This is a genomic window from Corallococcus exercitus (assembly GCF_042231735.1).
Taxonomy (GTDB): Bacteria; Myxococcota; Myxococcia; order Myxococcales; family Myxococcaceae; genus Corallococcus; species Corallococcus exercitus_B.
Genome location: NZ_CP102577.1, coordinates 7,236,357 through 7,248,225 on the forward strand (window position 1 = coordinate 7,236,357; position 11,869 = coordinate 7,248,225).

The window sequence follows — 11,869 nt, forward strand, 5'->3', positions numbered from 1 at the left end:
CGGGCTCAGGTGAGCGCCGGGTAGCTGGTGAAGCCCTGCTCCTCGCCCTGGAAGAAGGTCGACGCGTCCGGCGTGTTGAGCGGGGCGGACCGGCGGAAGCGCTCCGGCAGGTCCGGGTTGGCGAGGAACGGCACGCCGTACGCCACGAGGTCCGCCTCGCCGCGCTCGATGACCGCTTCACCGGTCTGCGCGTCGTAGCCGCCGTTGGCGATGATGATGCCCGGGAAGACCTTGCGGATCGCCGGGGTGATGCGCTGCTCGGGAGCCGGAGCGGCGGGGCCCGTGACGAGCTCGGTCACGTGCAGGTAGCCCAGGCCCAGCTTGCCCAGCTCCCGCGCGATGTACGTGAAGGTCTCCGCGGGCGTGGAGTCGTGCATGCCCGTGTACGGGAAGTTCTGGGGAAAGAGCCGGTAGCCCACGCGGTCCGCGCCGAACACCTCCGCCACCGCCCGCGCCGCCTCCAGCGGAAGGCGCGCCCGGTTCTCGATGCTGCCGCCGTACGCATCCGTGCGCTGGTTGGAGCCGTCCCGCAGGAACTGGTCCAGCAGGTAGCCGTTGCTGCCGTGCAGCTCCGCGCCATCGAAGCCCGCCTCCTTCGCGTTGCGAGCCGCCTGCCGGAACTGCTCGACGACGCCGGGAAGCTCATGCGTCTCCAGGGCCCGGGGCGTCACCGCGGGCTTCTTTCCCTGGAACGTGAAGACCTCCTGCTGCACCGCGATGGCGGAGGGGGCCACCGGCAGCGCGCCGTCATGGAAGTCCGGGTGCGACACGCGCCCCACGTGCCACAGCTGCGCGAAGATGAGCCCGCCCGCCGCGTGCACGGCGTCCGTCACCTTCTTCCAGCCCGCCACCTGCTCCGGCGAGTGGATGCCCGGCGTGCGGATGTACCCGACGCCCTGGGGGCTGACCTGGGTGCCCTCGGAGACGATGAGGCCCGCGGACGCCCGCTGCGCGTAATAGGTCACCGCCAGCGGGTTGGGGACGTTGCCGTCCACCAGCGCCCGGCTGCGGGTCATGGGGGCCATCACCAGCCGGTTCTTCAGTTCGAGCCGGCCCAGCCGCAGGGGGGAGAGGAGCTTGAGTGTATTTGCCATGGCCGTTGAATGCTCCAGGCGCTATGGACGTGCCATGGCATCCAGTCCAAATAAATTGACCGATCGTCCAGATGCACTGGAGGCCCAGGGGGCGGATGTCCTGGCGGAGGTGCTGGACACGCTGCGCCTGTCCACCCGGATGCACGGCCGCTTCGAGCTGTTCGCCCCGTGGGGGCTCCAGTTCGGGACGGCCCCGGGCGCGCACATCGTCGTCGTCGCGCGCGGCGGGGCCCGGCTGGAGGTGGAGGGCGTTCCGGGCGCCCTGGAGCTGTGCGCGGGGGACCTGGCGGTGCTGCCGCATGGCGGAGGCCACACGCTGCGCGACGCGGAGGGCAGCCCCGTTCATGTGTTGGAGCGCGGGGCCTGCGCGAACGCCCGCGGCAAGGGCTCCATCCGGCTGGGCGGTGACGGCGAGCGGACGACGCTGGTGGCGGCGACGTTCCAGCTGGGCGTCGCGCCGCGCACGCTGCTCTTCAAGGAGCTGCCCCACGTCATCCACCTGGCCGCGGACGACGCGGCGACGGCGCCGTCCCTGGCGTCCACGGTGCAGTTGCTGCTGACGGAGAGCGCGTCGTCGCACCCGGGGGCCACCGTCATCATGAGCCGGCTCGCGGACATCCTGCTGGTGCAGGCGCTGCGGGCGCACATCATGAAGTCCGAGGGGGCGTGCCGGGAGGCCGGCATGCGGGCGCTGGGGGACCCCCAGATTGGCAAGGCATTGGCGCTCATCCACGAGCGCCCCGAGGAGCCCTGGACGGTGGAGAGCCTCGCGTCCGCCGTGGCCCTGTCCCGGTCCGGCTTCGCCGCGCGCTTCAGCGAGCTCGTGGGAGAGCCGCCGCTGGAGTACCTGGTGGGATGGCGGATGATCAAGGCCGCCCAGCTCCTGCGCGAAAGCGAGCTGCCCCTGAGCGAGGTCGCTCCGGCCATCGGCTACCAGAGCGAGGCGTCCTTCAACCGGGCCTTCAAGCGCTGGGACGGGAACGCTCCCGGCGCGTACCGGCGCAGCCACCGCCGGGCGTCGTGAGTCCTCGGCCCGCTTCCGGCGAGTGCTGAGAAGCAAGCGGGGCCCGTGTCCGGAAGACAGCGGGCCCCGTGCTCGACTCAGGCGCTGACGCCCACGCCAATGGGGCAGCTCACGCCGGTGCCGCCGACGCCGCAGTAGCCGCCCGGGTTCTTCTGCAGGTACTGCTGGTGGTAGTCCTCGGCGTAGTAGTAGGCCGGCGCCGGGAGGATTTCCGTCGTGATGTCGCCCAGGCCCTTCGCGTTGAGCGCGCCCTGGTACGCCTGGCGCGTCTCCTCCGCGGCCTGCTTCTGCGCGTCGTTCGCGTAGTAGATGCCGGAGCGGTACTGGGTGCCCGCGTCGTTGCCCTGACGCATGCCCTGCGTCGGGTCGTGGTTCTCCCAGAAGACCTTCAAGAGCTGCGCGTACGTGACCTTCCTCGGGTCGTACACCACGCGCACGACTTCGTTGTGGCCGGTGAGGCCGGAGCAGACCTCTTCATACGTGGGGTTCGGCGTCAGCCCGCCCGCGTAGCCCACCGAGGTGGAGTACACGCCCGGCACCTGCCAGAACTTGCGCTCGACGCCCCAGAAGCAGCCCATGCCGAAGACGGCCGTTTCCATTCCTTCCGGCACCGGCCCCTTCAGCGGGGTGCCCAGCACGGTGTGCTTCTGCGGAACCGGCATCTCCTCCGGACGGCCCGGCAGCGCCTCCTGGGGAGTGGGGAGCCTCAACTTCTTCGGGGACGTGAAGAACATGCTCTAGCTTTAGCCCCGGCCTCCCCGATTTTCACGCCCGACGCACGGCCGCCCTCCCGCCCCCCGTCCCACCAGGAATGCCCCGTCCGCCCGACGGTTCCCCAGGCCTCCCATGCGCACCCGCCTCCTCGCCGCCCTCTGCCTCCTGGCGCCCGCCGCCGCCCTCGCCGCCAAGGACCCCCGCTGCGCCGGCAAGCCCGCCGCCCGCGCTGCCCGCTTCTCCGACTCTGCCCTGAAGGGCACCTCCGCCGCGGAGCGTTACGCCGCCTATGTGCAGGCCTGTGCGCTGGAGGACGTGGTGGCCCTCACGCAGACGCTCGTCCGCTTCAAGACGGTGAGCAGCGAGGCCCCCGCCGCGAAGAACCCGGAGGTGGCCGCCATGGGCCGCGCGCTGGAGGCCTGGGCGAAGGCGCACGGCTTCGGCTTCCGCACCGTGGGACAGAACGACGTCTTCGAGCTGTCCTGGGGCGAGGGCGAGCCGCTGCTGGGGCTGGTGTTCCACGGCGACGTCGTGCCCGCGCCCGCCCATGAGTGGAAGCGCGCGCCCTTCAAGCCGGTGGTGGAGAAGGGCCGCCTGTACGGCCGGGGCGTGGAGGACGACAAGGGCCCCATCGCCTCCGGGCTCGTCGCGCTGGCCATGGCGAAGGACCTGGGCCTCAAGCCCCAGGGCAGGGTGCTGGTCATCATCGGCAACGGCGAGGAGAGCGACTGGTCCGGCATGCAGAAGTACGCGGCCACGCAGCCCAAGCCCACGCACGTCATCTCCGTGGACTCCGGCTACCCGGTGATGGCCGCGCAGTCCGGCTTCGTCGCGTGGACGCTGGAGGCGCCCGTGGGCACCGCGCTCGCGACGCCGAAGGAGGGCACCGTCGCGCGCGCCGTCGACGTGAGCGCGGGCGAGTTCCTCACCCAGGTGCCCGGCACCGCCACGCTGAAGCTCACGCCCGTGAAGGGCCAGACGCCGGAGACGGTGCTCGCCGCGGTGAAGGACGCCATCGCGAAGGAAGCCCCCGCGCGCAAGGACCTGAAGGCGGAGGCGAAGCGCGAGGGCGGCACCGTGGTGCTCACCACCCACGGCGTGGCGGTGCATTCGTCCACCGCGGATGAAGGGCACAACGCGCTCTGGGATTTGTCCGCCGTGGCCGCGCGTCTGCCATTGGAGGACAACGGCATCGCGGCGCTCCTGCGCGTGGTGGCGAAGCGCTTCGACGGCGACCACCACGGCGACAAGCTGGGCCTGAAGTACGAGGACCCGCTGATGGGGCCGCTGCTCGTGGCGCCCACCGTGCTGCGCGTGAAGGACGCAATCGTGTCCCTGGGCATCAACATGCGCAGGCCGCAGGGCCAGGACGCGGCCGCTTTCAACGCCGCGCTGGACGCCGCGGCGAAGCGCGTGGGCGAGGACTCCGGCGGCCAGGTGAAGGAGGGCTCCGGCCGCTACCTGGGCGACCCGCACGTGGCGGACACGTCCGGCCCGCTGGTGAAGACGCTGCTGGGCATCTACCAGCGGCAGCGCAAGGCGCCGGACGCGGTGCCCGGCTCCATCCGGGGCGGCACCTACGCGCGGCTGTTCCCCCGCGCCGTGGACTTCGGGCCCGCGTTCCCCAACGAGCCCTACACCGGCCACGCCCCGGACGAGTCCATCGCGCTGGAGACGCTGGACCTGAGCACGCGCATGCTCGCGGAGGCCGTGCACACGCTCGCCATCGCGCCCGCGTCCGAGGCGAAGGCCGCGCCGTGACGCCGGGTCACCAGGTCATGGCGGCAGGTAGCCCCGGGGCGGGGGCACGCGGGGCCAGCGCACGGTGAAGGTGGTGCCCTGGCCGGAGCCGCTCTCCACGTGGACGCTGCCCTGGTGCACCTGGACGATCTCACTCACGATGTAGAGCCCCAGTCCCAGGCTGCGGTGCTTGTTGCCCTGCTCCGGCGCGCGCGACCCCTTGAACGGGTCGAACAGGTGCGGCAGCAGCTCCTCCGGGATGGGGTCGCCCTCGTTGCACACCCGCATCACCACGTCCGTCACCTCGCCGGTGAGCGTGGTGCGGACGGGCGTGTCGTTCCTCGCGTGTTGCAGCGCGTTCACCACCAGGTTGCCCAGCACCTGCGTCACCCGGTCCGGGTCCCACTCCCCCCACAGGTCGTCCCCGCGCACCTCCAGCGTGAGGGACCGCTCCGGGTACACCACCTGCAACTCGTCCAGCACGCCCTGGCACAGCTCCACCATGTTCACGCGCTGGCGCGTCACCGGGATGCCCCCGCCCAGGCGGCTGCGCGCGAAGTCGAGGATGTCGTTGATCATCCGCGTCATCCGCGCCGTGGCCTTGCGGATGCGGTCCACGGAGCGGCGCGCGGGGCTGTCCAGGTCCGGGTCCTTCCCCAGCATGAAGGCCGACGCGTTCACCGCGTGCAGGGGGTTGCGCAGGTCGTGGCCCAGGACGGCGATGAGCTCCTCGCGGAAGTCGATGGCCTGCTGGAGCGCGGCCTCCGCGCGCTTGTGGTCGGTGATGTCCACCACCGTGACGCCCACCCCCAGCAGCACGCCGTCCGGGGTGCGCACCGGGAAGTAGTCCGCGCGCCAGACGCCCGGGCCGCCGTGCGCGGGGTTCGGCGCTTCGATGAGCGCGTCCTGCACCGGCTGCCCCGTCTCCAGCACCTGGCGCAGCGACTGCTCGATGGGCACCGCGACGCCGCCGCGGACCATCTCGTGCAGCGTGCGGCCCTGGTGCTCCTCCACGGAGTGGCCGTTGATGCGCGCGAGCGTGCTGTTGATGCGCAGGTAGCGCAGGTCGTGGTCCTGGAACGCGATGCCCACGGGCGCCGCCTCCAGCAGCGAGTCCAGGAGCGCCAGCGACCGCTCGGCCTCCTTGCGCGCCTCGTGTTCGCGCGCGTGCAGCTCCGTCTGGGCGATGTGGCCGGACGCCCGCTCCGCGACGGCATGGAAGAGCATCACGTCCGCGTCGGAGAAGGCGAAGGCCGTGCGCGAGCCCATGTACGCCATGCCCAGGAGCCGCTCGCCGTCCATGAGCGGCAGGCCGAACAGCGCGCGCAGCCCCGCGCTGCGCAGCGGTCCGACGAGGACGCGCGGGTCGGTGGAGGCCGAGCGGACGAAGAAGGGCCGCCGCTCCAGCGCCGCCAGCCCGCTGACGCCTTGCCCCACCGGCACGCGCAGGCCCTTCACCTCGTCGGTCCTCAGGCCCACGGCGGCGCGCACCACCAGCGTGTCGCCCTCCAGCATCATCACCGCCGCCGTGTCCACGGTGAGCGCGGACTCCATCAGCCGGGTGAGCAGGCGCTCCAGGAGCGTCTCCATGTCCGGGTCGTCCAGCGTGGCCTCGGACATGCGGTCCAGCGTCTGGAGGATGCGCTGCTTCATCTCCCAGAAGAACGTCATCGTCCGGGTGACCACCCGGTCGAGCGTCTCCTCCAGCCGCGTGAGGTCGCCGGTCCGCAGCCGATGCTCCTGCGCCTCCAGGCGGTGGAGGATGCAGCGGCGCAGCAGCGCGTACTCCTGCGCCACCTCGCCCAGGTTGAAGCCCTCGTCCAGGCGGGCCACGGCGTGCGCCCGCTCCAGCCGCTCATCCAGCGCCTGCGGCCCCTGTTCCATCGCGTCCGCCAGCGTGGAGAGCAGCTCCGGCAGGTGGTCGATGAGCCAGGGCTGGCGTGCGGGCACCTTGTCGCCCAGGTGCTCCAGCACCGCCTGCTGCCAGTCACCCAGCAGTCTGTCGTGGTTCGCGCGCAGGAACTCCGCCGCCGTAGGGCGGGGCTCGCCGCGCGCATGCTCGTCCACGGAGTGTGAATCCGGCTCCTGCATCGCCAGTCTCCCCAGGCCATCGCCCGGCCGCGCCGCCCCTCGCGCGAAGTCTGCGCACGGTGGCCCCGCCGCGCTTCGCCCCCCGTCTGACGGAGGCCTCCGCCGCGAGCCCTCGGCCGCGGGTCCCGCCACGGCCTTTGGACGCACCGCCCGGCGCGCCGTTCACCTTCGTGCGCTCGGCCGCCCTGGGGGACAATCCCGCTCCAGGGCATGCGGGCGCTCGGGTAGGGTGGCCGGTAAAGCATGCGCACCCTCCTGCTCAACCGCTCCGCCGTGGCCCGCAACATCCAGGCGCTCCTCCTGCTGGACGACCTGCGCGAGGCCTTCCGCACCGACGTCCTCGCCCGCACGGTGGCCCCGCAGCGCGTGCGCGCGCCGCTGCACGCGGAGGGCACCGCGCTGGTGCTCTTCCCCGGCTGCGTGCCCGGCATCCCCGCGTACACGGTGAAGGTGCACGCGAAGTTCCCCGGGCAGAAGCCCGCCATCCAGGGCGTGGTGCACCTGCACGACCTCGTCACCGGAGGGCTGCTCGCGGTGATGGACTCCGGCCACCTCACCGCCGTGCGCACCGGAGTGGTGGGCGCGCTGGCCGCGGACGTGCTGGCCCGGCCGGACGCGACGCGCGTGGCGGTGATTGGCGCCGGCCGCCAGGGCGTGCTCCAGCTCAAGCAGCTGCGGCTGGTGCGCACGCTCAGCCAGGTGCGCGTCTACGACACCAACATCGCGCACGCGAACGCCTACGCGCAGCGCATGTACCAGGAGCTGAACCTGCCCGTGCGCGTGGAGACGTCCGTGGCGGAGGCGGTGGCGGACGCGGACATCGTGGTGACGGCGACGTGGAGCCACCAGCCCTTCCTGCACGCGGGCATGGTGCGGCCGGGCACGCACATCACCGCGCTGGGCGCGGACGAGCCAGGCAAGGCGGAGCTGTCCCAGGACCTGCTGGAGCAGGCGCTGTTCGTCTGCGACCACCGCGCGCTCACCGTGTCCACCGGCGCCGCGGGCGCGGTGGGGCTCACGGAGGCCGCCATCCACGCGGAGCTGGGCGAGGTCCTCGCGGGCCTCAAGCCCGGGCGCACGTCCCCGGAGCAGGTGACGGTGTTCGCCGGGGTGGGCCTGCCCTTCCAGGACCTGGCCACCGCCTGGCACGTGTACCAGGCGGCGTCCGGCGACGAGGACGTGCCCACGCTCGACTTCAACGCGTAGCGCGCGCGGGCCTTTCCGTCCGGGGGACGGCCTCAGGCCCTGGCGAGCGCCTGCGAGAGGCGCACGGCCTCCTCGTGCAGGTCGGTGTCCTCCGCCAGCGGCATGGCGAGCACCTTCTGCACCAGCTCCTTCGCCTTCTGCTCCTGGCCCAGGCGCGCCTGCGCGAGCGCCAGGTTGAGCAGCGGCTCCGGGCGGTCCGGGGCGCGGCGCACCGCCTCCTCCAGCACCGTCACCGCGCGCGGCAGGTTCGCGTTCGCCGGCTCCGCGGGGACGCGCAGCAGCAGCTGGCCCAGGTTGTTCGCCGCGCGCCAGCCGTCCGGCGCCAGGCCCATGCCCTGCTCGTACGCGGTGATGGCCTTGTCGTACGCGGGCGGCTCCTGCGCCTCGAAGCAGGTGGCCTCCGCCATCTTCAGCGACTCGCTGGCGACACCCAGCGACGCCATGGTCTGGCACAGGTGCCGGGCCTGCTCAATCTGGCCGCGCGCCAGCATCAGCTGCGCGAGGTTCGCCTGGGCGTCCGCGTCCTTGGGGCGCTGGGCCGCGAGCGCGGAGGCCGCCTGGTAGGACGTGCGCAGGTCGCGCAGCGCCATGGACAGCACCGTCACGGACGCGAGCAGGCGCGGCTGGTTGGGCACCGCCTTGAGGCCCTGCTCCAGCACCTTGCGCGCCTCCACCAGCTTCTCCTGGGAGGACAGCGCGTGCGACAGGCTCAGGTACGCGGGCACGAAGCGCGGCGCCAGCGTGAGGACCTCGCGCAGCGTGGCCAGGCCCGCGTCCGTCTTGCCCGCCTCCAGCTGCACCTGGCCCAGGCGGTAGCGGAACACCGGGTTCTGGGGCGCGAGCTTCGCGGCCTGGGACAGGGCCTCCAGCGCCTGGGGCGCCTTGTCCTGCTTGATCAGCATCATGCCCTTGCCGAAGTGAGCCTCGGCGCGGTGGGGCTCCAGCGCGAGCACGCCCTGGTAGGCCTTGAGGGCGGCGTCGAGCTGGCCCTTCTGCGCGGCGATGTTCGCGCGCACGAGGCCGGTCTCCCCCGTGGCGCCCTGTCCCTCCGCCTTGGCGAGCAGCGCTTCGGCCTGGGGGACCTTGTTCTCCACGAGCGCCAGCTTGGCCATCACCACCAGCGCGTCGCGGTGGTGGGGGTTCTTCGCGAGGAGCTTCTCGGCTTCTGCCCTGGCCTGGGCCACCTGGCCCTGCGCGAGAAGGGTTTCCAGAGAGTTCATGATGGAAAGTGTCCCCCAGGGGGCGGGGGCTGTCGAGCAACGGGGAAAAAGGAAGGGCCTCGCCCGGATGGACGAGGCCCTGGAGAGAGCTTCGGGTGCGAAGGCCGCTTCGGACTACCAGTGGCTCAGCACGTTCTTGATGCCCTCGCCGACGTTCTTGATGCCCTCGCCGACGTTCTGCACCGCGTTGCCCACGCCCTCGACGACGTTCTTCGCCGCGTCGCCAATCTTGCCCACGTCCACGGAGAAGCCGAACTCCAGGCTGGCGCCGATGCCCAGCGCCGCGCCCACGTCGAAGTTGGCGGACAGCTTGCCGTCCTTCAGGCCGACGTTGGCCTCGAACTCCACGCCGATGCCGGCGAAGGCCTCCGCGCCGGCCGTGACCGTCGCGGGTCCAATCTCCTGGCTGACCTCCGCGCTGGCGCGGGCGCCGGCGAAGGCCTCACCGTGCACGGAGGCGGCGGCCTGGCCGTGCAGCGGGTCCAGCACCACCTGGCCCGTGGCGGTCGCCTCGGCGCCCACGTTGCCCTCCGCGCCCCACTCGGAGCGGCCCAGCGCGCTGTCCGCGTGGCCTTCCACGGAGCCGCGCACCAGGTCGGCGCGCACGTCCACGGAGCCCTCCGCGCCAATCTTGCCGTGCAGCGGGTCGATGGAGACGTTGCCCTGCGCGGCCACGTCCGCCGTCAGCACCTGGCCTTCCACGGTGTTGTGGAAGGTGCCGTTCACGTCACCGGAGGTGTGGGAGCCGGAGGCCGCGGTCCAGCTCTTGTTCCACTCGCCCTGGGCCACCGTCTGCTCGAAGCGGCTGGTCTCCAGCTGCCGCTGGATGTCCGCCGTGGTGTTCGGGTTGGCCTGGTTGCTGGTGGAGACGCGGTTGCCCTGCACGCCGCGGTTCAGGTTGATGGTCGCCTCGCCCTGGGCCCGGTTCTCCGTGTGGGCCTGGACCTCCCGGCGTACCTGCGTCCCGTTCGCCGGAGGCGTCGTGGTGGTGTTCCGGAACACGGGGCGGTAGCGGTTGGTCTCGATGGACATGGAAGCGGGCTCCGGCGGCGCGAGGCGCGAGGGGGGAAGCTTGTGACTTGAGGGGTTATCGGTCGCACCCCCAGAAAGTTTCCGCTCCTCTTTTTCTTCGCTGATCCGCCGAGCCCCCCAGGGCGAGCCCCCGGGCCGCGCCCTCAGGGCTCGGATCTGCCGGGGGCCAGGATTCCCTCGGGGTCCAACGCCGCCTTCAGCCGCCGGCGCACCTCCGCGGAGTCGTCCCGCACGGGCGGTGTGGCGCCCTGTGCCTGGAGTCCGGCTCGAGTCAGGTGGTACCCGGCGTCCGCCAGCTCGCGGGTGAGGGCGCGGTAGCAGGCCTGGGCGCGGGCGTCCTCGCCCTTCGCGTCGCGGTCATAGGCGAGCGCGGTGATGAGGTAGAGGCAGCGCGGAGAGAAGGCGAGGAGGGCCAGGTTGGGCTCGAAGCCGAAGAGGCGGGGGACGCGGTCGGCGACTTCCGTGGCGCGCTTCGCCTCCTGTCCGGTGAAGGGGACGGCGACGCAGCACCAGATGAAGCCGCAGCGGTCCCGGTCCGGGTTCGGGTCCTCCGGCTGGGGGGTGCGCTTGCGCCAGTAGGTCATGGCGAGGTTCGCCTCGGAGGGCACGCCCTGGAAGCCGCCGTCGCCGTCCAGCACCTCCGGCCCGAAGGACAGCGGGCGGAAGGCGCCCTCCACGGCCCGCGCGAGCCGCTTCTCCAGCAGCGCGCCGAACTCCGCGTCCGGGGCGGTGAGGGTGCCGCTGATGGCCCAGCGGCCGAAGCCCTCGCGGAACTTCTCGCGGGCCCAGTCCGGCAGCGGCGTGCGGCCCACGGCGGCGTACGGGTACTGCTGGGTGACGCTGAAGGCCTTGATGTCGTTCCAGAAGAAGAAGCTGCCCTTGAGCGTGCCGTCCATGGCCAGCGCCTGGAGCCGGTCCACCATGTCCCAGAGCTGTGCGTCGTCGTTCACGGCGCAGACGAACTCGCGCAGCCAGGGCTGCTTGCGCGAAAGCCAGAACGTCATCCGCGTCACCACGCCCAGGGACGACTGGCTGAACAGGCCGTCCAGCACCGGGCCCAGGCCCCAGCGGAAGACGGGCGCGGCGCGCGAGCCGGGGAAGCGCGCGTGGCCCGTCTCGATGCGCTCGCCCGTGGGCAGGACGACCTCCAGCGCGCAGACGTGCTGGAAGATGTCCGCGTTCGGGCCGCGCCCGTCGCCGCGCTCCAGCGCGTTGCCCACCAGGCTCGCGTCCGGCGAGCCGCCGATGGTGGTGATGAAGTTGGAGGACTGGCGCTCGCGCAGGTACGCGGCGGCCTGGCGGAACGTCACGCCCGGCTCCACGGTGAGGTACGCGAGCTGCTCGTCGTGCGCGACGATGCGGTTCATGCGCCCCAGGTCCAGCAGCACGCTGCCGTCACCCGGAGGCACGCGCGAGCCGTAGCCCCAGTTGCGGCCGGCGCTCACCGGGTACACCGGCACGTGGTGCGCGGCCGCGATGCGCAGGCACGCCTGCACCTGGGCGGTGTCCGCGGGCCGCACGATGGCGGGGATGCGCTGGGTGGTGGCGAAGGTGGCCGTCTGGGCGGCCTCCAGCGCCTCGGGGTCCACGACGACGTGCGCCTCGCCCACGGCCTCCCGCCACGCGGCCAGGGCCGCTCGCACGCCAGGAGGCACCGACGCCTTCACTTCCGGTTCGCTCACGGCGCCGCAGTATGCCCGCGCGGGCGCCCCCTCGCTGGCCACCCGGGCGGCGAGCGGGCGGACGGG

Annotated in this window: 9 protein-coding genes; 3 read left to right on the top strand and 6 right to left on the bottom strand. The window is 72.4% G+C overall.

Annotation, left to right across the window (positions count from 1 at the left end):
* Positions 1-5 precede the first annotated feature (5 nt).
* The gene (locus tag NR792_RS29050) at positions 6-1,094 is read right to left on the bottom strand and encodes an alkene reductase (RefSeq protein WP_375755953.1); all 1,089 of its coding nucleotides are present in this window, start codon (positions 1,092-1,094) and stop codon (positions 6-8) included.
* 55 nt (positions 1,095-1,149) lie between these two features.
* Here NR792_RS29050 and NR792_RS29055 point away from each other — a divergent pair, with 55 nt between their 5' ends.
* The gene (locus NR792_RS29055; RefSeq protein WP_375755954.1) at positions 1,150-2,118 is read left to right on the top strand and encodes an AraC family transcriptional regulator; all 969 of its coding nucleotides are present in this window, start codon (positions 1,150-1,152) and stop codon (positions 2,116-2,118) included.
* A gap of 77 nt (positions 2,119-2,195) precedes the next feature.
* Here NR792_RS29055 and msrA read toward each other — a convergent pair whose 3' ends face one another.
* On the bottom strand, positions 2,196-2,852 hold the full coding sequence (gene msrA, locus NR792_RS29060; RefSeq protein ID WP_375755955.1) for a peptide-methionine (S)-S-oxide reductase MsrA: 657 nt from the start codon (positions 2,850-2,852) through the stop codon (positions 2,196-2,198).
* A 112-nt stretch (positions 2,853-2,964) separates the two neighbouring features.
* Between msrA and NR792_RS29065 the strand changes: the two genes are divergently transcribed.
* Positions 2,965-4,593, top strand: coding sequence for a Sapep family Mn(2+)-dependent dipeptidase (locus tag NR792_RS29065; protein ID WP_375755956.1), 1,629 nt, complete (start codon positions 2,965-2,967; stop codon positions 4,591-4,593).
* Between the two features lie 15 nt (positions 4,594-4,608).
* Here the strand turns inward: NR792_RS29065 and NR792_RS29070 are convergent, their stop codons facing one another.
* The gene (locus NR792_RS29070) at positions 4,609-6,639 is read right to left on the bottom strand and encodes an ATP-binding protein (RefSeq protein ID WP_375755957.1); all 2,031 of its coding nucleotides are present in this window, start codon (positions 6,637-6,639) and stop codon (positions 4,609-4,611) included.
* A gap of 267 nt (positions 6,640-6,906) precedes the next feature.
* On the opposite strand from NR792_RS29070, the gene NR792_RS29075 reads away from it, so the two are divergent.
* Positions 6,907-7,869: an ornithine cyclodeaminase family protein gene (locus NR792_RS29075; protein ID WP_375755958.1), complete on the top strand. Its 963-nt coding sequence runs from the start codon at positions 6,907-6,909 to the stop codon at positions 7,867-7,869.
* A 32-nt stretch (positions 7,870-7,901) separates the two neighbouring features.
* On the opposite strand, the gene NR792_RS29080 is transcribed toward NR792_RS29075, so the two are convergent.
* From NR792_RS29080 to NR792_RS29090, 3 genes are all read right to left on the bottom strand, one after another.
* Positions 7,902-9,089, bottom strand: coding sequence for a tetratricopeptide repeat protein (locus NR792_RS29080; RefSeq protein ID WP_375755959.1), 1,188 nt, complete (start codon positions 9,087-9,089; stop codon positions 7,902-7,904).
* Between the two features lie 114 nt (positions 9,090-9,203).
* Positions 9,204-10,121 (bottom strand): hypothetical protein, encoded by a 918-nt coding sequence (locus NR792_RS29085; RefSeq protein WP_375755960.1) that lies wholly within the window; start codon positions 10,119-10,121, stop codon positions 9,204-9,206.
* A 143-nt stretch (positions 10,122-10,264) separates the two neighbouring features.
* Complete coding sequence (locus NR792_RS29090) at positions 10,265-11,803, bottom strand: FAD-binding oxidoreductase (protein WP_375755961.1); 1,539 nt, start codon at positions 11,801-11,803, stop codon at positions 10,265-10,267.
* Positions 11,804-11,869: the final 66 nt, after the last annotated feature.